General features: G+C 52.6%; 14 protein-coding genes and 6 pseudogenes. 17 read left to right on the top strand and 3 right to left on the bottom strand.

Annotated features, from left to right (window positions below):
• Nucleotides 1-159 precede the first annotated feature (159 nt).
• The 10 genes and pseudogenes from JZM30_RS18745 to JZM30_RS18790 form a co-directional block, all read left to right on the top strand.
• Nucleotides 160-2,856: pseudogene (locus tag JZM30_RS18745) on the top strand (TipJ family phage tail tip protein); the annotation flags it as partial.
• Between the two features lie 129 nt (nucleotides 2,857-2,985).
• A complete protein-coding gene (locus JZM30_RS18750) occupies nucleotides 2,986-3,750 on the top strand; it encodes a phage tail tip fiber protein (RefSeq protein WP_252320647.1) in 765 nt (254 codons plus the stop codon).
• Between the two features lie 493 nt (nucleotides 3,751-4,243).
• Nucleotides 4,244-4,873, top strand: coding sequence for a hypothetical protein (locus tag JZM30_RS18755; protein ID WP_252320533.1), 630 nt, complete (start codon nucleotides 4,244-4,246; stop codon nucleotides 4,871-4,873).
• Nucleotides 4,874-4,912: 39 nt separating this feature from the next.
• Nucleotides 4,913-6,751, top strand: coding sequence for a hypothetical protein (locus JZM30_RS18760; RefSeq protein ID WP_252320535.1), 1,839 nt, complete (start codon nucleotides 4,913-4,915; stop codon nucleotides 6,749-6,751).
• Nucleotides 6,752-6,967: 216 nt separating this feature from the next.
• A pseudogene (locus JZM30_RS18765) lies at nucleotides 6,968-7,489 on the top strand (phage tail fiber protein).
• A 274-nt stretch (nucleotides 7,490-7,763) separates the two neighbouring features.
• Nucleotides 7,764-9,185 (top strand): siroheme synthase CysG, encoded by a 1,422-nt coding sequence (gene cysG, locus JZM30_RS18770; protein WP_252320539.1) that lies wholly within the window; start codon nucleotides 7,764-7,766, stop codon nucleotides 9,183-9,185.
• A 9-nt stretch (nucleotides 9,186-9,194) separates the two neighbouring features.
• A pseudogene (gene cysD / locus JZM30_RS18775) lies at nucleotides 9,195-10,089 on the top strand (sulfate adenylyltransferase subunit CysD).
• 11 nt (nucleotides 10,090-10,100) lie between these two features.
• A pseudogene (cysN, locus tag JZM30_RS18780) lies at nucleotides 10,101-11,528 on the top strand (sulfate adenylyltransferase subunit CysN).
• A complete protein-coding gene (cysC, locus tag JZM30_RS18785) occupies nucleotides 11,467-12,186 on the top strand; it encodes an adenylyl-sulfate kinase (RefSeq protein WP_286673626.1) in 720 nt (239 codons plus the stop codon). The pseudogene cysN and the gene cysC overlap by 62 nt, the downstream one beginning before the upstream one ends.
• Nucleotides 12,187-12,244: 58 nt before the next feature.
• Nucleotides 12,245-12,571: a DUF3561 family protein gene (locus JZM30_RS18790; protein WP_252320543.1), complete on the top strand. Its 327-nt coding sequence runs from the start codon at nucleotides 12,245-12,247 to the stop codon at nucleotides 12,569-12,571.
• Between the two features lie 35 nt (nucleotides 12,572-12,606).
• Here the strand turns inward: JZM30_RS18790 and JZM30_RS18795 are convergent.
• The 3 genes and pseudogenes from JZM30_RS18795 to JZM30_RS18805 form a co-directional block, all read right to left on the bottom strand.
• A pseudogene (locus tag JZM30_RS18795) lies at nucleotides 12,607-13,321 on the bottom strand (amino acid ABC transporter ATP-binding protein).
• Complete coding sequence (locus JZM30_RS18800) at nucleotides 13,308-14,069, bottom strand: amino acid ABC transporter permease (RefSeq protein WP_252320545.1); 762 nt, start codon at nucleotides 14,067-14,069, stop codon at nucleotides 13,308-13,310. The pseudogene JZM30_RS18795 and the gene JZM30_RS18800 overlap by 14 nt, the downstream one beginning before the upstream one ends.
• Before the next feature lie 127 nt (nucleotides 14,070-14,196).
• Complete coding sequence (locus tag JZM30_RS18805) at nucleotides 14,197-14,967, bottom strand: basic amino acid ABC transporter substrate-binding protein (protein WP_252320547.1); 771 nt, start codon at nucleotides 14,965-14,967, stop codon at nucleotides 14,197-14,199.
• Between the two features lie 292 nt (nucleotides 14,968-15,259).
• On the opposite strand from JZM30_RS18805, the gene ftsB reads away from it, so the two are divergent.
• From ftsB to rpoS, 7 genes and pseudogenes are all read left to right on the top strand, one after another.
• Nucleotides 15,260-15,622, top strand: a complete 363-nt coding sequence (gene ftsB / locus JZM30_RS18810) for a cell division protein FtsB (RefSeq protein WP_252320549.1) — start codon at nucleotides 15,260-15,262, stop codon at nucleotides 15,620-15,622.
• A 3-nt stretch (nucleotides 15,623-15,625) separates the two neighbouring features.
• The gene (ispD, locus tag JZM30_RS18815) at nucleotides 15,626-16,336 is read left to right on the top strand and encodes a 2-C-methyl-D-erythritol 4-phosphate cytidylyltransferase (protein WP_252320551.1); all 711 of its coding nucleotides are present in this window, start codon (nucleotides 15,626-15,628) and stop codon (nucleotides 16,334-16,336) included.
• Between the two features lie 58 nt (nucleotides 16,337-16,394).
• On the top strand, nucleotides 16,395-16,892 hold the full coding sequence (gene ispF / locus JZM30_RS18820; protein ID WP_252320553.1) for a 2-C-methyl-D-erythritol 2,4-cyclodiphosphate synthase: 498 nt from the start codon (nucleotides 16,395-16,397) through the stop codon (nucleotides 16,890-16,892).
• Nucleotides 16,892-17,986 (top strand): annotated as a pseudogene (gene truD, locus JZM30_RS18825) (tRNA pseudouridine(13) synthase TruD). The gene ispF and the pseudogene truD overlap by 1 nt, the downstream one beginning before the upstream one ends.
• 132 nt (nucleotides 17,987-18,118) lie before the next feature.
• Nucleotides 18,119-18,730, top strand: a complete 612-nt coding sequence (locus tag JZM30_RS18830) for a protein-L-isoaspartate(D-aspartate) O-methyltransferase (protein ID WP_252320555.1) — start codon at nucleotides 18,119-18,121, stop codon at nucleotides 18,728-18,730.
• 200 nt (nucleotides 18,731-18,930) lie between these two features.
• Nucleotides 18,931-19,959: a murein hydrolase activator NlpD gene (gene nlpD / locus JZM30_RS18835; RefSeq protein WP_252320557.1), complete on the top strand. Its 1,029-nt coding sequence runs from the start codon at nucleotides 18,931-18,933 to the stop codon at nucleotides 19,957-19,959.
• 53 nt (nucleotides 19,960-20,012) lie between these two features.
• Nucleotides 20,013-21,005, top strand: a complete 993-nt coding sequence (gene rpoS, locus JZM30_RS18840) for an RNA polymerase sigma factor RpoS (protein ID WP_252320559.1) — start codon at nucleotides 20,013-20,015, stop codon at nucleotides 21,003-21,005.
• Nucleotides 21,006-21,027 lie beyond the last annotated feature (22 nt).

The raw sequence follows: 21,027 nt of genomic DNA on the forward strand, positions 1-21,027 counted from the left end.
CTGTGGAAAACGCAGCGCGTGGAGTCGAGCCGGGGGCTATTCACCGATCTGTTATAAGAATGAAGTGACGCAAGAGATGATAGATACCTGGAAGAAATGACACAAATCCTGATGCCGATAAACCCGCCTTGAGCGGGTTTTCTTTTTAATGGAGTACCCATGACAGCGATCAAAGGCAGCAAAGGCGGCAGCGCGAACGCGCGTGTTCCCGTTGAGTCGCCGGATTCCATTCAATCCACCTCCTACGCCAAAATACTGTTGGCGCTGGGGGAAGGGGAATTTGCCGGGAATCTGGATGGTTCGCGTATTTTTCTTGACGGCACACCCCTCAATGACAGCAACGGCAACGCCAATTTTTCCGGTGTGTCGTGGGCGTTTCGTCCTGGTACGCCCGACCAAAGCTATATTCCCGGTTTTCCCGGCGTTGAAAACGAGATTACGGTAAGCGCCGAGCTGACCAGTAAAACACCGTGGGTACGGTCGCTGACCAACATTCACCTCTCAGCGGTGCGCATACGCTTCTCCTGGGCAGCGCTGCAATAGCAGCATGATAATGGTGACGTAGGCGGTTATCGCATCGAATATACCATTGATATTGCAACGGACGGCGGCAGCTACCGTGAAGTGCTGAAAACGGCGATTGACGGTAAAACCACCACACAAGATGAACGTAGCCATCGTATCGATCTGCCCACGGCATCCACCGGTTGGCAGATCCGTGTGCGCCACATCACGCCCAATTCCACCAGCAATCGTATTGCCGATAAGATGGCGATTGGAGCCATTACCGAGGTGATCGACGCCAAGCTGCGTTATCCGGAAACGGCGCTGTTGCTGATGCAGTTTGACGCGCAGCAGTTTCAAAATATTCCGGTTATCTCTTGCGAGCCGGACGGGCGAATTATTCGCGTCCCCACCAACTATGATGCACAAACGCGGCGCTACTCGGGCAGTTGGGATGGCACCTTCAAGTGGGCATTCTCCAACAACCCGGCTTGGGTGTACTACGACATTCAGCTTTCCGAACGCTTTGGTCTGGGCGAGCGCATTAAAGCCACCCATTTAGTGCTGTCGAAATGGACGCTGTACCAGATTGCCCAGTACTGCGATCAGCTTGTGCCGGACGGCCATGGCGGCAGCGGCACAGAACCACGCTTCTTGTGCGATGTGTACATCCAATCGCAAGAAGAGGCGTGGACAGTGCTCAACGATCTGGCGGCGATATTTCGCGGCTCCTCATTCTGGGCCAACAACTAGATGAACGTACTGGCCGACATGCCGCGCGAGATGGATTACGTGGTCACCCGTGCCAATGTGCGCGACGGGCGCTTTACCTACAGTAACGCCAGCAGCAAGACGCACTACAGCACGGCGATGGTGGCCTGGTCCGATCCCGATGACGCCTATCAGGACGCGGTGGAAGCCGTTGCGGATAACAAACTGGTGCGGCGCTATGGCATTAAACAGGCGGATGTGACCGCGATTGGTTGTACGCGCCAGACCGAGGCTGTCCGGCGCGGTAAATGGATTTTGCACACCAACGATGCCGATCGCACCGTCTCCTACACCATGGGTCTGGACGGAGATATTCCAGTCCCCGGTGCTATTGTCGGTATCGCTGATGCCTTGCTGGCCTGGCGTCCACTAGGCGGGCGTATTAGCGCGGTTGACGGACGTAACATCACGCTTGACCGCGTCTCTTCCGCAGCCATCGGTGAACGCCTGATTCTCAACCTGCCGAGTGGCAAAGCCGAAGGTCGCACCATTGAGGCGGTGAATGACAAGGTGGTTACCGTCACCACGACGTATAGCGAAACGCCCGTGCCTGAGTCGGTGTGGGCCGTCGATGCTAATGATTTGGCGCTGCAATTAATTGTATCGCGTTATTGGTGTGAAAGAAGGTGAGGATAGCGCCCCCTTTTACATCACGGCTATCGAATTCGACCCGGATAAATTCGCCAAAATCGATACCGGCGCGCGCATTGAATCTCGCCCCATCAGTCTGGTCCGCCTTCGGTACAGCCTGCGACGAATAACGTGGTGATCAGTAGCGATAACCGAATTGAGCAAGGTATCAATATCACCACTCTGCGCATTACCTGGGACAAGGCGGACAGTGCCATTACCTATGAAGTGCAATGGCGGCGTGATAACGGCAATTGGATCAGTGCGGCGCGCACCTCGGCACAGGGCGTTGACGTGCCGGGTATTTATACCGGACGCTACCAAGCGCGCGTGCGCGCCATCAATGCCACGGAGATCTCCAGCCTGTGGGCTAACGCGCAGGAAACCACGCTAGCAGGCAAAGCGGGTAATCCGCCGGCACTGGCTAGTTTTACCACCACCTCGCTGGTGTTTGGCGTGCAGCTTGATTGGCAATTTCCCGCCGGTACCGACGATACCCTGAAAACCGAGATTCAGTATTCTCCGAACAGCGACGGCCAGAATGCGTTGCTGCTGACCGATGTGGCCTACCCCACGCGTGCTTATCAGCAAATGGGACTCAGCGTGGGGCAGGCGTTCTTTTACCGCGCCCGCATCGTTGATAAGTCTGGCAATCAGGGGCCGTGGACGAGGTGGATTTATGGGGAATCAAGTACGGATGTTAGTGATATTACCGATGTGATTGTGGGTGAAATCACTGAAACCGATGCCTGGAAATCTCTGGTCGGTGGGATTGATAATAATACCCAGCAAATCTCAGACAGCCTGCTGAACAGCATTGAACAAGCGAAAGCGATTATCCGTAACAGCCTGGCTAATGATGCTGAAACGCGACGCTGGCGTGCGCAGAACGGCGACAGGGCGGCAGAAATCACTGAAACGCGAGCTGCAATCGCAAATGAAGTTGAGGCCAGAACTATTGCGATGCTGGAAATGCAATCGAGTATTGGCACAACTAACAGCAATCTGACGCAGTTACAGCAGACGATGGCAACGCAAAACGAAACCACATCTGCGCAAATTTCTACCCTCAACAGCCAGATGACTGAAGCACAGTCGGGCATTTCAGCCAATACCACGGCAATCGGTGGACTCAACACCTCTGTGACGCAGCAGGGAAACACCATCACGTCGCAAGGTCAGTCGATCACGCAGATCACCGCGTCAGTGTGGGCAGCGCAGAAAACCGCTGATACTGCGCAATCAACGGCTAATGGTGCGGTGCAGAGTGTGAATGCAGTGACCGCAACGGTTACGCAGCAGGGTAATGCCATTACAGCCCAGGGAACGCAAATCAGCCAGTTAACCGCAACGGTAAATGGTGTCTCGACTGAAATTAGTGATATCAGCGGTGTTGTTAATGCTACAGATGCGCAGCTGTCGGCCTATCGCACACTGCGCATTAAGGTTGATGCCAATGGGCGTCAATATGTGGCAGGTATGACGCAAAATATTGAGGATACGGATCAGGGAATTCAATCGAATACGATTTTTTTGCAAGACCGATTTTCAATAATGAATGCTGCTGCGGGAAAGCCTCAATTAATATTCACCACGCAAGGGAATCAGGTAATTATTGATTCTGCGGTTATTGGTTCTGCAGCGATAACACGAGCAAAACTATCTGACAGTTTACAGTCAGATAACTATATTTCCGGACAGCGAGGACTTTATCTCAATTTCTCCACAGGACAGATCGAGAACAATGGGGAGACTGCTGGTGAAGGAAGAATGATGCAATCAAACAATAAAATAGAGGTTTTCGACGAAAATAATGTTCGTCTGGTTCTTATTGGTAAGTATTAGCCTACTTGGTTGCTAATCTGAATGTGCATAAATAATGGACGCAACGTGCGAGGTAAATAACAGAATCTATATATTTCCAAATGCAGGATTTGTCAAGCTCAAAGTTGGAAAATCAGATACGAACGCTTTAGGCGAATGGACGTGAGAGAGAGTAAGCAGACAGCAAATGGTGCGTTTCGTTAGCTCGGGCTGGCTTAACCCTCAAAAATACTCAAACATAAACTGTGGAGCTAACAATGTACGGTATCAAGTTGTTCGATAAGTCAGGTAAGGATCTCACTAGCATTATAACGCCTATATTTTATCTTGAGGCAAGCTCGCCGCAGAGTGGAAGCAGAAACTACGGCGAAATACCAGTGGGTAAAACACTTCAATATATGGCTACAATATTAACAGTTAACAGAGCAGTCATAGGACCAACTGTCACAATAAGCGGATCGAGTGTTACATGGAGTAATCTCGTCGGATTGATCGTCTTTTACTGGGGGAAATAATGTCTTGGGGCGCAACTATTACAAGGCAAGATGGATCTATATGGCTAAGTCCAGAGTTCACACCTATGAATTTTATGGGAAAGGGGGTTATTTCAGCAGTAGGCAGCTCTTTTGTCACACAAATCCCCCAGCAAAAGACCGCTATGTTTTTTATCCGGCAGTCTTCTGATTCATATGCAGCTTGCCAGCAAGTTACGGTAAATGGATATCATACTTTACGGCTTAATTCGGCTTATCCTACCGCCCTCCCTGTAACGGTGTATTGCTTTGCTAACATGGTTTTGCCACCCTCTAACAATTACGGGTTGTATTTCTATGGCACGTCGGGGGAGCTTGTTTATTCATTAGATATGCTCCCACTAGATATGCGCACAATTCATGTTGACATTAGCGCTTCTTGTGTAAAACAGGATATGGGAAAGCCGGTAGCCGTGATGCCGACAGCATCCGGTAGATTGTTCATATCGAACTCAAGCATTGGAGGGGCTGATGTTTTGGATCTTTATCTTGGAGCGACTGGAAATTTCGTTATCAACAGACCAAGACAGATTGCCGCAGGCTCTAGCAGTGGTACAAGTTACCCCTATATTGATAAAGCATTTTATATATTCACTGACGTGTATGACTGAATCTAATAGCCAAGCAAGCAAAGAAGCGATTTATTTGTCTTGAATAAGATAAATATAAGCCGCTTAATGCAGTTTTTCTATGGAGAAAATATGTCCTGGTACAAATCTGGAGCACTCACTGCCACCAACGGCAGCAAAACCATTACGGGCACAGGAACACAATTCACTAATCCATTAAACGGTGTATCAGCAGGGCGGATGTTATTATTGCCTGCTGCTGGCACTGTTCAGATTTATGAAATTGAGTCTGTGCAATCCGATACACAATTAACGCTGGTATCTGCATTTACTGGCACAACGGGAACAGGAAAAGCCTATGCCATTCCCACTTCACCGGCTGTCTCCATTGAACAATTTGCCCATGAGTTTGCATCAACGCTGGCTTATTACCAGCAGCAGTTATCGGGCTGGCAGCAGATATTAACAGGAACGGGAAACGTTACGCTCACCACGCCAGATGGTCAGGCCGTTACTGTTCGCTCACAGCAGGCTTGGGATGTTGCACTGGATGGGAAGGTTACAGGAGTTAAGCAGACGGGCGCATTTGATGCCACCGCAGGCTCGTTATTGATAAATGGGGCTTGGGGCTGGGGTGGTAGCGGGCAGTTGTCCGGCATAACCTCAGACACCGATTTGCTGACCTATCTGCGTGGAGCCAATACACCAAGTAGCGTTCTAAGACTTCAATACAACAGCACCTACGCGAAGCAGAACGCCGCAAGTATTTATACGCGCGTTAATGACATGTGGTCGCTGATTAGCGTTGGCCCGCATGGTAGCGCGGGTAATTCTGCCAATGGTGTGCGAATGTCTGCTGGTACAACATCGGGCGGGCAAACTGTTACTTATGATGTTTGGACAGACAAAAACCTCGTGAAACAAACATCGCAGGACGACACGACCGCTGGTTCCGTAGTCCTTAATGGTGGGCACGGTCTTGGAGCAAATGCCCGTCCCAGGGCTGCTGGTGCCACTGGTGGTGCTGCTGGGTGTGGTTTCTTTAGTTACACGGCAGGTAACGCAGATAATCCTTTTGATGGCACCGGCGCATCCGGGCTACATGTGCAGGAAGCTGCAAGCTACGGCTGGGATTTGCTCGGGCGCGATGGCGGCGGGATTGATTTCAGATTACGGCAGGTATCTAACGGTGTTGCAAGTGCATGGTCTACGCTGTGGACGAGTGCAAACCTTGCAACCCCGGCAACGCTTGATACAGCTCAAACAATATCTGGCGCAGAAATATTTACTGGCGGATTTCAAGATTTAACAACTAATTTAGGCAGAACAACATCTCCAGCGCCAGTGGCTCTGACATCATCAGCGCAACTTAATGCATTGCGAAATGGCGGGATTTTATTTGTCAATGGCAGCACATCAACCGCATCGCTTATGCCGGGAGGTTCCACATCGGGATATTGGTTTATTGTATGTATTGGGAAGAACGACACAACCACAAACGCTGCAATGATTTATGCAATACAGCAAGGGACACCGGGAGTTGTGTATTTTGGTAACTTACAAACAGTTGGCTCAGTTATCTTGGATATGGTGCTAACTTCTGATACTGCGCAGACAATCTCAGGGAGTAAGACGTTTACAGCAAACCCGGTATTTCAATTGGGCAATCCAGCCGCTCAGTTGGAAAGCACGGCTGTTACTGAAGCCACGGTGGGGCGCTGGGCGCAGTTCATGAACAATAGCGGTGTTCCATGGTTGCTCATTAGAGCGGGTAGCGGCGGTGCTACTATCGCAGATGGTCAGTTTATCGTTACGTTCCCAATGGCGACGGGGACATTGCTGAACGATAGCAGCGAACAGACAATTTCAGGTAAAAAGATTTTTATAAAAGACAATGAACCTATTCAGATAAGGCCCTAAACCGAAACTGGCTCGTGTTTTATCAGAGGGCAAAAAGCGTCTAATACGATTCATTGGTTTATCGGAAAGGGAGATTCTACTTATGACGCCACTTTCGCAAATCAGCATTCAGCATCAGGAAGCGGCCTGGTTCTAGCGGAAGATGATAGTGCAAGAATAACTATCGCAGCTAGCAGGCTTGCATATGTTAGGCGCGCCGGCGTCAACCGACCTATTTTGGCAATCGGCCTTAACGCCATAGCCGACGCCAACGGCTTCTGGAAAACAGCAAGCCCGGTCATAAAACTGTTTGCCGATGGAACCAGCGAACTCACCAGCTAAGCCGAGGGCATCACCACCGAACTCCTGAGCGAAGGCGTCTACCGCATTTCCGGCTGTTTGGGCCTGAATGCCGATCGCGCCTGGGGCGGTGATGACGGCGGTATCGATGTGCCGATGTGCCGCAATAAGTTACCTCGCCTGTGGGTGGATTATGGCGGTGATGAGGGCAGTGCGAAGATAAACCCGGATGGCTCTATCGTTATTCGCACCTATCATCGGCCACACCCGGATGCCCCTGCGTTTGCGCGCAATGAGATTGAAGGCTACGCTAACGGCGATCCGATCGATATTCCGCGCGACACATTTATCTCGGTAAGGGTACAAATGCCAGAGGTTGAGGTACAGGAGGCGGTGGTTGAAACGGTGCCCAATGAGGTTGAAAGCGACGTTGTTTTGGAAACATCAACGCCAGTGTGAATAACCCCCAGGTCGGTCAGAGATGGCCGACCTGACTGTGCTTAGCGCATAATTCCTCAACCTGAAATTTTTTCTCACAGCGGTGATATTCACGCTGCATGAGCCTAAAGATGTTTTTATAATCCAATAAAAATAAATCGATAAGCATTACGCTGCGCTTCCTGCGCCGTTTTTATTCCATTACGGAACTTATCATTCCAATTCGGCATTTCATAACCCTTCCTACAGCACCGTATAGTCTACTTATCCAATTTTTAACTTTGTTAAGGCGATTGTGAACTATCTCCCTTTGTTCGCTGACGTGAAGCAGCGTGTAGTGTTGGTGGTCGGCGGTGGTGAGGTAGCAACGCGCAAGATTGATTTGCTGTTGCGTGCGGGTGCCGACGTGCATGTGGTGGCTAAATCCCTGGCTGAGCCGCTATTGGCAAAGCACAACGCCGGTCAGTTGCACTGGCTGGCGCAGGAATTCTCCCCAGAACAGGTGGATAAGGTCTTTCTGGTGATCGCCGCTACCGATGATGTGGTGTTGAACGCGGCGGTGTCTCAAGCGGCGCAGCAGCGCTATCGCCTGGTTAACGTGGTGGACGATCAGCCCAAATGCTCGTTTATTTTTCCGTCTATTGTCGATCGCTCGCCGTTAGTGGTGGCGATTTCGTCGGGCGGACAAGCGCCGGTTTTGGCGCGCTTATTGCGCGAGAAACTTGAGGCGTTGCTCCCTGCCAGTTTGGGCGACATGGCCCGAGTTGCGGGGGAATGGCGCGATCGGGTCAAAGAGCGGTTTCATTCGATGCGTGTGCGTCGTCAGTTTTGGGAGCGGCTGTTTAATAGCCCTTTTGCTGACCAGATCGCCGTCGGGCAACAGAAGGTGGCAGAAGAAACCCTGCGCCAGCAGTTGGATCAACCGCAGCAGGTGCAGGGGGATGTGGCGCTGGTGGGGGCCGGGTCGGGAGACGCCGGTTTGTTGACCCTGCGTGGTTTACAACTGATCCAATTGGCGGATGTGGTGCTCTATGACCATCTGGTGAGCCCGGAAGTGCTGGAGCTGGTGCGCCACGATGCGGAAAAAATCTGCGTCGGCAAGCGCGCTTCCGCGCACTCATTGCCGCAGGGGGAGATCAACCGTCTGCTGTTTACGCTGGCATCAAGTGGTAAACGTGTGGTGCGCCTGAAAGGCGGCGATCCGTTCATCTTTGGGCGTGGCGGTGAGGAAGTGCAATACCTGGCAAAAGCCGGGATTCCTTTCCAAATCGTACCGGGGATCACGGCGGCTGCGGGCGTTACCGCCTATGCCGGTATCCCGCTTACCCACCGCGATTACGCGCAAAGCGTGCTGTTTATTACCGGGCACTGCCGTCCCGACGGTGAAGTGCTCGATTGGTCCACGCTTGCGCGTGGGCGCCAGACGCTCGCTATCTACATGGGTACGGTGAAAGCGGCGGAAATCAGCCAGCAACTGATCGCCCATGGGCGTGCGCCGGATACTCCGGTAGCGGTGATTAGCCGTGGTACGCGAGCGGATCAGTCCGTGAACATCGGCACGCTGGCGCAGTTGGAGACCTTGGCACATCAGGCTCCGACGCCGGCATTATTGGTGATTGGCGAGGTGGTTGCACTGCACCATAAACTCGCCTGGTTTGGTCTACAGGCGCAGGAGACCGGGCAAACCGGACGTTCTGCGCTCGTGAATTTGGCTTGAGGAAGGGTTATGGACGAGAAACGACTGACGCACCTGCGACAGCTTGAAGCGGAAAGCATACATATCATTCGCGAAGTGGCGGCAGAATTCAGCAATCCGGTTATGATGTACTCCATCGGCAAAGATTCTTCCGTGATGCTGCATCTGGCGCGCAATGCGTTCTATCCCGGTACGTTGCCGTTTCCGCTGCTGCATGTGGATACCGGATGGAAGTTTCGCGAGATGTACACCTTCCGCGATCGCACGGCCAAAGCCTATGGTTGCGAACTGCTGGTGCACCGTAACCCGCAGGGCGAAGCGTTGGGCATTAACCCGTTTGTACACGGCAGCGCCAAACATACCGATATCATGGAAACTGAAGGGTTGAAGCAAGCGCTGGATAAATACGGCTTTGATGCTGCATTCGGTGGTGCACGGCGCGATGAGGAGAAATCCCGCGCCAAAGAGCGTATCTTTCCTTCCGCGACCGTTTTCATCGCTGGGACCCGAAAAATCAGCGCCCAGAGCTGTAGCATAACTACAACGGCCAGATTAACAAAGGGGAAAGTATTCGCGTGTTCCCGCTCTCCAACTGGACGGAGCTGGATATCTGGCAATACATCTACCTGGAAAATATCGACATTGTGCCGCTCTATCTGGCCGCTCCGCGTCCGGTGCTGGAACGTGACGGCATGTTGCTGATGGTGGATGACGATCGTATCGATCTGCAACCTGGCGAGGTTATCGAACAGCGCATGGTACGCTTCCGTACCCTCGGCTGTTGGCCGTTGACCGGCGCAGTGGAATCGCACGCGCAGACGCTGCCGAGATGCTGATCTCTACTACCAGCGAACGGCAAGGGCGCGTCATTGACCGGGATCAGGCCGGCTCGATGGAACTGAAAAAGCGTCAAGGGTATTTCTAAGGAATCGTCAAATGAACCAAAGCATTGCACAACAGATTGCCGATCATGGTGGGGTCGAAGCCTGTTTGCACGCGCAGCAGCACAAAAGTTTACTGCGCTTTCTGACCTGCGGCAGCGTCGATGACGACAAAAGTACCTTGATTGACCGCTTGCTGTATGACACGCGTCAGATCTATGAAGATCAGCTTTCCACGTTACACAACGACAACAAGCGGTTAGGCACGCAGGGTGAGAAGCTGGATCTAGCGTTGCTGGTGGACGGTTTGCAGGCCGAGCGTGAGCAGGGCATTACCATTGATGTCGCCTACCGCTATTTCTCCATGGAAAGACGCAAATTCATTATCGCCGATACCCCCGGTCATGAGCAGTACACCCGTAACATGGCGACCGGGGCCTCGACCTGCGATCTGGCGATCCTGTTGATCGATGCGCGCAAAGGCGTACTGGATCAAACCCGTCGTCATAGCTTTATTGCCACGTTGCTGGGTATTCGCCATCTAGTCGTGGCGGTGAATAAAATGGATCTGGTGGGCTATCAGCAAACGGTATTTGAGCAGTTCAAGCAGGATTACCTCGATTTTGCCCAGCAGCTACCATCAACGTTATAGGTGACCTTTGTGCCTATCTCCGCGTTGGATGGGGATAATGTGGCGACGCCAAGCACCACCATGCCATGGTACAGCGGCCCTACGCTGCTGGACGTGCTGGAAACGGTCGACGTTACGCGTGATAGCGATACGCAGCCGATGCGTTTCCCGGTGCAGTATGTGAATCGGCCCAACCTGGATTTTCGCGGTTATGCCGGAACACGGGCCTCCGGCGTGGTGCAGGTCGGACAGCGCGTGAGGGTGTTGCCATCTGGCGTAACCTCTTCCGTGGCACGCATCGTGACCTTTGATGGCGATCTGCAACAGGCCCATGCGGGGGAAGCGATCACGCTGGTGCTGGCCGATGAAGTGGATATCAGCCGTGGCGATCTGTTGGTGCCGGAGGCAGATGAGCTGCGTGCGGTGCAGCATGCGCAGGTCGATGCGGTGTGGATGGCGGAGCAACCGTTGGTGCCGGGGCATAGCTATGACATCAAGGTGGCGGGCAAGAAAACACGCGCGCGGGTAGACAATATTCAGTATCAGGTTGAGATCAATTCACTGACGCAGCGTGTTACTGAAAGTTTGCCGTTGAACGGTATCGGTCTGGTGGATTTGACCTTTAATGAGCCGCTGCTGCTGGAGCCCTATCAGCAAAACGCCACCACGGGCGGTATGATTTTTATCGACAGACTGAGCAACGTAACCGTCGGTGCCGGCCTGGTACGCGAGGCGATTGCTCAGGTGACGCAGGAACCGTCTGCCTATAGTGCGTTTGAGCTGGAGTTGAATGCGCTGGTGCGCCGTCACTTCCCACATTGGGGTGCGCGCGATCTGCTGGGAGGTAAGTAGCATGGCGTTGCCTCCGGAAGAGAAGCATCACGCTGTTGATGGCAATCGTGATGACAACATTCATGATGACAACATTGTCTGGCACGATCACCAGGTGGCACGCCGCGATCGGGAGCGATTGCACCGCCATCAAGGGGAAGTTATCTGGTTCACAGGCCTGTCAGGGTCAGGAAAGTCCACGCTGGCAGGGCAACTGGAACAACTTTTACATCAACTCGGTGTTAGCACCTATTTGCTTGATGGCGACAATGTGCGCCACGGGTTGTGCCGCGATTTGGGCTTTTCTGATGCCGATCGGCGCGAAAACATTCGGCGTGTGGGCGAAGTGGCCAGCCTGATGGTGGATGCCGGGCTGGTGGTGCTGACGGCGTTTATTTCGCCCCATCGCGCAGAGCGCCAGATGGTGCGCGAATCGCTGCCGGAAGGAAAGTTTATCGAAGTGTTTGTCGATACACCGTTGGCCGTATGCGAAGCGCGTGATCCTAAAGGATTGTATAAGAAAGCACGAGCGGGCGCGCTGACCAATTTTACCGGTATCGATGCCGTCTATGAGCCGCCACACGCGCCTGAGCTGCGCTTGGAAGGTGAACAATTGGTAACAAATTTGACCGATCAGTTATTAGATCTACTGCACAGTCGAGCTATTATCAAAGTCTGATTGGCTCTGTCAGGTGTCACCGCCTTTCGCGTTGGGGCGGAGTGTTACAGGGTAGACTATGCAGAACGTAACTCAGTTATCGGTAAGTAAGCGGCCAAGGGGGCGTGAAGATGAACGCACCTACCCGTTTATGGGAGCCATCGCCGGTTTTTCTTTCTACTGGCTGGCCTTTGTGGTGCCAATTTTGGTTTATGGCACCAATACCACGTTATTCTTTATGCTATACACCTGGCCGTTTTTTCTGGCACTGATGCCTGCGTCGGTGCTGATTGGCGTTTTTTTCAGTGTAATTTTCAAAGGCAATATGACGCTGACGGTACTGTCCAGCGGTGCGGTTATTGTCTGCCTTTTCTGGCTGGTGTTTTCGCTGATCACCGGGTGGTGAGAAGCGGCGCGCGCATCGCGCACGCCACTGCGGTGTTAAAGGACTTTACTGAGAAAAGCTTGAGTTCGCGGATTGGTCGGTGCCGTAAATAGCGCTTCCGGCTCTCCCTCTTCTTGAATAATTCCCTGATCGATAAAGATGATACGGTCTGCGACTTCACGGGCAAATGCCATTTCGTGAGTCACGATCACCATGGTCATTCCCTCTGTTGCCAGCGTTTTCATGACCGACAGCACCTCGCCTACCAGCAAGCGCCGAGGTGGGCTCATCAAACAGCATAATGGCCGGTTCCATGGCCAATGCGCGGGCAATGGCGACGCGCTGTTGCTGTCCGCCAGAAAGGCTATTGGGCCAAGCATCCACTTTATCGAGCAGACCAACTTTTTCTAACAGGTGACGGGCGCGTTCAACAGCCTGGGTGCGTGAAAGCTTTTTCACGTCCATAGGGGCCATGATCATGTTTTCCAACACCGTCATGTGTGGAAACAGATTGAAGCGCTGAAATACCATACCTACGCTTTCACGTAACCGGTTGAGATCGGTTTTGGGATTGTGCAACGCAAATCCGTTGACGGTGATTTCACCACCGGTCGGCGTTTCCAGCGCATTCAAACAGCGCAGGAACGTGCTTTTTCCCGAACCGGAAGGGCTGATCATGCAGATCACTTCCTGTGGTGCGATAGTGCAACTGATACCGCGCAGGACATGGGTATCACCAAAATGTTTTTGCAACTTATTAACGTGAATCACTTTTGCTTAACCTTATTTCCATCTGCCGCACCAGAACCGAGAGCAGGAAAGTGATGACCCAATAAACCAGAGAAATGGTCAAATAGGGTTCCCAATAGGTGGCATAGGCACCTGACACCGTACGTGCCGCGTAGGCGAGATCGGCCAGCCCAATCGCAGAAGCGAGTGATGAATCTTTGACGATGGCGATAGCATTGTTGCCGAGCGGCGGTAGCATGCGACGAAATGCCTGAGGAAGAATGATTTTGCGCATGGTGCGGCTGTAGTTCATGCCCAATGAACGCGATGCTTCCATCTGTCCGCGGTCAATAGATTGAATGCCAGCGCGGAAAATTTCGGACACATAGGCACCGGCATTCAGGGTGATTGCCACGATACACGATAGGAAGGCACCGTAGTCGGCACGTAGCATGCGTGCGAAATCCGCAGACATCAGGCCGCCGCTGACGAATAAACCGTCGCGCGGGTTAATGAGTAATGGAATCAGTGCAAAATGCACCACCATAATCTGAACGAAAAGTGGCGTACCGCGCAACGCACTGACATAAATACGCACAGGCCACTGTACGCCATAGTGTAATATCCACTTCCAGGGGCCGTGCGGCGCTTGCGCCAGGCGGCCTAATCCGAGCGTCAGCCCCCAGCAGGTCCCCAAAATAACGCAGATAAGCGTACATTTTATTGTCATCCAGGCCCCTTCCATAAACAACGGGGCATATTCCTGAATGATTTCCCAACGAAATCCCATCGCGTGCGGTCCTTTTTGGTGTCATAGGCGAGGTGATAAAGCGCCTCTGTCACTTACGCGTCATTGATTCGCGTCGTGACAGAGGCCTTGAATGCAAGACACGCCGAGTCAGCGTGCAAACTGCGGTTTACTGAGCAGGCAGGGCAGGAACGTCGTTATCAAACCATTCCTGATAGATTTGCGCATAGGTGCCATCGGCAACAATCTTTTTCAGGCCAGCGTTGATCTTACCCATCAGTGCATCGTTGCCTTTAGCAACGGCGATGCCAAAGTATTGACGCTGAAATTTGGCATCGGACACCAGTTTAAACTGCTTCTCCGGGTGGGTTTTTATATAGAATTTGATCACACCGACATCACCGACGGCGGCACCTATACCGTCTTCATAAAGCTCTTGCAACATCAGTGGCGTGTTGTCAAAACGCTTGATTGCCGTGTTGTTTTTTCCCAGCACGTCAGAAACCACCACGTCACCGGTGCTGGAGTTCACCACACCGACTTTATTGTCTTTCAAATCAGCAATTGCGCCAATGCTGGAGTCCTTTGGCGTCACGATTGACTGTTCTGCCGGAAAGTACGGAGAAAAGAAATCGACCATCTGTTTACGTTTGTCGGTAATGGTGATTCCGGAAATAATGATATCGCGATCGCCGGAATTCAGCGTAGCGAAGATCCCTTCCAACGGCGTGTTGACCAGTTTGATGGAGAAATTTTCCGCCTTGGCGATCGCTTTAATGATGTCGATATCAAATCCTTCCAACTCCTTCTGCGCGTTTTCAAATTCAAAAGGACGATAGGTACCGCCTGTACCCACCACATAGGTTTGTTCTGCCGCAGCGATAGACGTGGAAAATGCCGCCGCGAACAGCGTGCCAGCGAACAAAAAGGGTTTGAACATGTTATCTCCTGGATCAAAGTGTGGCAGATGAATCATCTGTTTTATGCATTTTATTTTCATAAAAATACACAGGTCGACCTAAAGGTTCAACTTATTCGCAGGTAAAAATCCCGCAGACTCTCTGCCATTATTGGCGCCTTACGCCGTATTTCCACTAAAATGCAAATGAATAGCTATCCTGATTATTGGGATCTTTACGGCGTTGAAAGTGCCTCTTTGTGCTAATCCACCCTGATAATATGGAGTCGAAGGCAAAGTTATGGGATGATTAGGCGGTTTTTCAGGGGGCGGGATGGGAAAGCTAACGCTGTTATTATTGATTTTGCTCGGTTGGCTGCAATATTCGCTGTGGCTGGGTAAAAATGGCATTCATGACTATGTTCTGGTTAAAGATGACGTGGCTGTCCAACAGGGCAACAACGGCAAGCTCAAAGCCCGGAACGAACAGCTGTTTGCAGAAATCGACGATCTCAACGGTGGGCAAGAAGCCATTGAAGAGCGTGCGCGCAATGAGCTTGGCATGATCAAACCGGGTGAGAGCTTCTATCGTCTGGTGCCGGATCAATCTGGTCGTCGTGCGGCGACGGCGTCTTCATCTGCAAATTCTGGCGCATCCAGCTCTCTGTCGCCTTCTAACCCTATGACGTCACGTTAACCCATGTCTGAACCGCTGGCCTCCTTACCTGAGGTTGTCGCCGTTCTGCCCGCCGCCGGAAACGGCAGCAGAATGGAGTGCGACTGTCCAAAACAATATCTCACCCTCCATGGAAAAACGCTGCTGGAACATACGCTGGCTGCGCTGTTTCAGCATCCGCACATTCAGCGTGCCGTGGTGGTTATCAGCCCCGACGACTGGCGCTTTGCCGCCTTGCCTCTGGCACAGGACCCGCGCGTCAGCGTGGTGTTCGGTGGCAAACAGCGGGCTGATTCGGTGCTGGCCGGCTTGCGCGCGGTCAGTGATGCGCCCTGGGTGTTGGTGCATGACGCCGCACGTCCGTGTTTGCACCTTCAGGATCTGGATCGCTTGTTACAGCTTGTTCGGCACTGCGACGTGGGCGGCATTCTTGCTACACCTGTGCGCGATACCATGAAGCGTAGCCAGGGTGAGGCGATTGAGCACACGGTTGATCGCCGCAATTTATGGCACGCCTTGACGCCGCAACTGTTTCCACGGTTATTATTACAAGATTGCCTGGAGCGCGCGTTACAACAAGGGGCTGTCGTGACCGATGAAGCGTCGGCACTCGAGTATTGCGGCTATCATCCACAGATTGTTGCAGGGCGTGCTGATAATATTAAAGTGACGCGTCCTGAGGATTTGGCGCTGGCCGAGTTCTACCTGGCTCGATTGGCACCGCCAAGCTTGTGATGTACCCTTCACCGGTTTCATGTTTCATAACCATTCGCTAATCAAGGAGAATAACCCCATGCGTATTGGTCACGGTTTTGATGTCCACAAACTGGACGGCGGAGGCCCATTGGTGATCGGCGGGGTTCGTATTCCTTACCCTCAGGGATTGTTGGCGCATTCTGATGGGGATGTGTTGCTGCATGCGGTAACCGATGCGCTGCTCGGCGCGGCGGCGCTAGGCGATATCGGTAAACTGTTTCCCGACACCGATCCCGCCTACAAAGGCGCGGACAGCCGCGAACTGCTGCGCCAGGCGTGGCAGCGGATACAAGAAAAAGGCTATCGACTGGGCAATCTGGATGTCACTATCATTGCGCAAGCGCCGAAAATGGCCACGCATATTCCGCAAATGCGGGTGAATCTGGCAGAAGATCTTCACTGCCATATGGATGACGTCAACGTAAAAGCCACCACCACTGAACAGCTCGGGTTTACCGGACGTGGAGAAGGGATCGCCTGCGAGGCGGTTGCGCTGTTGGTGAAAGATGAACGGAGTGAAGTGGTCGCATGGTAATGCAGCAAGAACCCGCTACGCTCAACATGGAAAGTCTGTTCTGGCTGCATGGTGAACCGCAGGCGACAGGAACGCTCAAAGCAAGCGCCGATGATTTCCGTGTGGTGGAAGATCTGGGTTTTGCACCGGACGGCGATGGTGAACATCTGCTGGTTCAGGTACGTAAACGTGGTTGCAACACTTCGTTTGTGGCTGAAGCGTTGGCGAAATTTGCCCGTATTCCCGCGCGTGCCGTGAGTTATGCTGGCTTGAAAGACCGGCATGCGGTGACGGAGCAGTGGTTTTGCCTGCATTTGCCGGGCAAAGTGTTACCCGATTTCTCCGCTTTTGCGCTTGAAGGGTGTGAAATCCTTAACAGTGCCCGTCATCGGCGCAAACTGCGTATCGGTGCGTTGCGCGGCAATCAGTTCACGCTGACGCTGCGCAGTATCAGCGACCGTGCTGCCGTCGAAGCACGGCTAGCGGCGATTGCCGAACAAGGCGTGCCGAACTATTTTGGCAGTCAGCGTTTTGGTCGCGGTGGCAACAACCTGATTCAGGCGGCACGTTGGGCCAGAGACGAGATTCGCGTTAGCGAGCGCAGTAAACGCAGCTTTTATCTGTAGGCCAGCCGTAGCGCGCTGTTCAATATCATCGTAAGCCAACGTTTGAGTCAGAGGTTGGCAACGCAAGTGCTGGTGGGTGATGCGCTGCAACTGGCCGGGCGCGGCAGTTGGTTTGTCGCAAATGAGGACGAGTTAGCGGCACTGCAAACGCGCGTTGATAACCGTGAGCTGTGCGTGACAGCACCGCTGCCCGGCGACGGCGATCCTGGCACTCAGGGTGACGCGTTGGCGTTTGAACAACGCTGCCTGGTGGGGCATGAGACGCTGCTTGGATTGCTGCGTCGTGAACGGGTGGAGGTTGCGCGCCGTGCCGCGCTGCTCTATCCGCAGCAGATGTGCTGGTCCTGGCTGGATGATGTGTCGGTCACGCTGGATTTCTGGCTACCGGCAGGCAGTTTTGCCACCAGCGTTGTGCGTGAGCTCATCACACCGCTTGAACAGATGGATATCGCTGATTTAGATGCCGTGTCTGGTCTAGTAACGATATAGTACCTATGCAGTACCTATATATAGTACCTACGCTATAAGGGTGCGAACTCACGGCAAGGCATTGCCATTATTGAGTAAAGGCATGAAGACGTTAATCACGACTGAGGCTGACGGGATAGGGTGAACAAGCGCATGCAAACGATGCTGACACTGTTGCGTCAGCAGGGCATTCATGACGAGCGATTGCTTAAGGCTATCGAGGCTGTGCCGCGTGAGCGTTTTGTCGACGAAGCCTTTGAGCATAAGGCTTATGAAAATACCGCGTTGCCGATAGGCTCCGGTCAAACCATCTCTCAGCCTTATATGGTTGCCCGCATGACCGACCTGTTGCAATTGACGCCCGCGTCTCGCGTACTCGAAATTGGCACCGGTTCCGGCTATCAAACGGCGGTTTTGGCGCATTTGGTAAAGCAGGTTTTTTCCGTTGAGCGTATCAAAGGGTTGCAATGGCAGGCTAAACGGCGTTTGAAGCAACTGGACCTGCACAATGTTTCCACCCGACACGGCGATGGCTGGCAAGGCTGGCCGTCACGCGGCCCGTTTGATGCCATTATTGTGACGGCGGCGGCACCTGAAATTCCGAATGCGCTTATAGCGCAATTGGATGAAGGGGGCATTATAGTGCTCCCGGTGGGAGAACAGTCGCAAACGTTGCAGCGCATACAACGCCACGGTGGAGAATTTGTGGTTAATACCATTGAAACGGTTAAATTTGTTCCACTGGTCAAAGGCGAACTAGCCTGATACCTTTGCAAGCACGTTTATGGGTATCAGTCATTTACGATTTATTTAAATAGAACTTATTTCAATACAACCCTGTCATAGTGAGAACGTGTTGATATTGTTAGCATTGAGCGGGTGCCAATGCGGTGATGACAGGGCGGGTCCCGAGTGGTCTCATTAAGGTATTGATTGAGTATTACGGTTATAGGGGAGCAAGGCGCATGAGAAGCCAAACGAGAACACTGCGTCAGATGGCGGCGTGCACGGCAATTATTCTGGGGTTGGCGGGATGTTCCAATAACGACAGCAAACCCGCCCCTATCAGCAGCGTAGGCGGTCAGGGCAATAGCAGCAGCCGCGGTGGAATGCTCGCGACTGCGCCTTCTAATATATCATCTTCCGGTGATGCGCCGATCACCACGCGCGATGGCCGCATTGTATACAACCGTAGCTATAACGCCATTCCTAAAGGTAGCTATGGCGGCAGCACCTATACGGTAAAACGGGGCGATACGTTGTTCTACATCGCCTGGATTACTGGCAGTGATTATCGCGAGTTGGCTCAGCGTAACAATGTCCCTGAGCCTTATAGCCTGAACGTCGGGCAGGTGCTTCAGGTGAGTGACGGTTCTTCCGCGCCGGTAAGCAGCGGATCGGCCGGCGGCGGTATGCTGGCACCTTCCGATGCCACGCGTGGCGGTGTGCCTCAGCCGCCATCAATGACGCAAATTCAAGCAACTCAGGTTGATTCTCAGTCAACTAATGCGTATTCTGGAAATTCGGGTAAACAGAATGTAGGTAAGATGTTGCCTTCCACAGGAGCTGCCGTGACGGCTCCTGTGACTGCCACCGCGGTTGTTGAAAGCAGTGCTCCTGCTGTCGACAGCTGGCGTTGGCCTACTGAGGGGAAAGTCATAGATAGTTTCTCCGCGTCGGAGGGGGGAAACAAAGGGATTGATATCGCTGGCACTCGTGGGCAACCGATCATGGCGACCGCTTCAGGGCGTGTTGTTTATGCGGGCAACGCTTTACGCGGGTACGGTAACCTGATCATCATCAAACACGACGATGATTACCTGAGCGCCTATGCCCATAATGACACTATACTGGTCCGGGAACAACAAGAGGTCAAGGCGGGTCAACAGATCGCTACCATGGGTAGCACCGGAACCAGTTCAGTACGCTTGCATTTTGAAATTCGTTACAAGGGGAAATCCGTAAACCCGCTGTGTTACCTTCCGCAGCGATAAATCGGGCAGAGTATTTCGGTATTCTGCCAAGGGATCACGGGTAGGAGCCACTTATGAGCCAAAGCACGTTGAAAGTTAACGAGTTACATGATGATGCTGAGTTCGAGGAAAATGGACTTGATGTTTTTGACGAAAAGGCGCTAGCGGAGGAAGAAGCGGGGGATAATGAGGCATCCGACGATGAGTTGTTATCCCAAAGTGCAGCCCAGCGTGTGCTGGATGCTACCCAACTCTATTTAGGGGAGATCGGTTACTCTCCGCTTCTGACCGCTGAAGAAGAAGTCTTTTTTGCCCGTAGAGCGCTGCGCGGTGATGTTTCATCGCGACGCCGTATGATTGAAAGTAACCTGCGGCTGGTGGTGAAAATTGCCCGTCGCTACAACAATCGCGGTCTGGCGCTGTTGGATCTCATCGAAGAAGGTAATCTTGGTTTGATCCGTGCGGTTGAGAAGTTCGATCCCGAAAGGGGTTTCCGCTTTTCAACCTATGCCACATGGTGGATTCGCCAAACGATTGAACGGGCTATCATGAACCAAACCCGTACGATTCGTCTGCCTATCCATATCGTTAAAGAATTGAACGTTTATCTGCGTACCGCGCGTGAGCTTTCACATAAGCTGGATCACGAGCCCAGTGCGGAAGAGATCGCCGAGCAGCTCGACAAACCTGTTGATGACGTAAATCGCATGTTGCGCTTGAATGAGCGTATCACATCGGTCGATACGCCATTGGGTGGGGACTCTGATAAAGCGCTGTTGGATATTCTGGCGGATGAAAAAAACAACGGACCAGAAGACACCACGCAAAACAATGATATGAAACAAAATATCGTTAAATGGTTGTTCGAACTGAACGCTAAACAGCGTGAAGTGCTGGCTCGTCGTTTTGGGCTGCTGGGGTATGAAGCGGCAACGCTTGGAGACGTTGGTCGTGAAATTGGCTTGACCCGTGAACGCGTGCGCCAAATTCAGGTGGAAGGGCTGCGCCGTTTGCGTGAAATTTTGCAAGTACATGGGCTGGATATTGAAGAGCTGTTTCGTGAATAACGGAGCAGAAGTGAATGCCGTA

This window comes from Candidatus Symbiopectobacterium endolongispinus (assembly GCF_018777385.1).
Taxonomy (GTDB): domain Bacteria; phylum Pseudomonadota; class Gammaproteobacteria; order Enterobacterales; family Enterobacteriaceae; genus Symbiopectobacterium; species Symbiopectobacterium endolongispinus.

What these genes read in the sequence shown, in the direction of transcription:
- JZM30_RS18750 (WP_252320647.1), top strand. Translation starts at nt 2,986, where the DNA reads ATGACTGAAGCACAGTCGGGCATTTCAGCCAATACCACGGCAATCGGT.
- JZM30_RS18755 (WP_252320533.1), top strand. Translation starts at nt 4,244, where the DNA reads ATGTCTTGGGGCGCAACTATTACAAGGCAAGATGGATCTATATGGCTA.
- cysC (WP_286673626.1), top strand. Translation starts at nt 11,467, where the DNA reads ATGCGCTGGTGCGCCGTCACTTCCCACATTGGGGTGCGCGCGATCTGC.
- JZM30_RS18790 (WP_252320543.1), top strand. Translation starts at nt 12,245, where the DNA reads ATGCAGAACGTAACTCAGTTATCGGTAAGTAAGCGGCCAAGGGGGCGT.
- JZM30_RS18800 (WP_252320545.1), bottom strand. Translation starts at nt 14,069, where the DNA reads ATGGGATTTCGTTGGGAAATCATTCAGGAATATGCCCCGTTGTTTATG.
- JZM30_RS18805 (WP_252320547.1), bottom strand. Translation starts at nt 14,967, where the DNA reads ATGTTCAAACCCTTTTTGTTCGCTGGCACGCTGTTCGCGGCGGCATTT.
- ftsB (WP_252320549.1), top strand. Translation starts at nt 15,260, where the DNA reads ATGGGAAAGCTAACGCTGTTATTATTGATTTTGCTCGGTTGGCTGCAA.
- ispD (WP_252320551.1), top strand. Translation starts at nt 15,626, where the DNA reads ATGTCTGAACCGCTGGCCTCCTTACCTGAGGTTGTCGCCGTTCTGCCC.
- ispF (WP_252320553.1), top strand. Translation starts at nt 16,395, where the DNA reads ATGCGTATTGGTCACGGTTTTGATGTCCACAAACTGGACGGCGGAGGC.
- JZM30_RS18830 (WP_252320555.1), top strand. Translation starts at nt 18,119, where the DNA reads ATGCAAACGATGCTGACACTGTTGCGTCAGCAGGGCATTCATGACGAG.
- nlpD (WP_252320557.1), top strand. Translation starts at nt 18,931, where the DNA reads ATGAGAAGCCAAACGAGAACACTGCGTCAGATGGCGGCGTGCACGGCA.
- rpoS (WP_252320559.1), top strand. Translation starts at nt 20,013, where the DNA reads ATGAGCCAAAGCACGTTGAAAGTTAACGAGTTACATGATGATGCTGAG.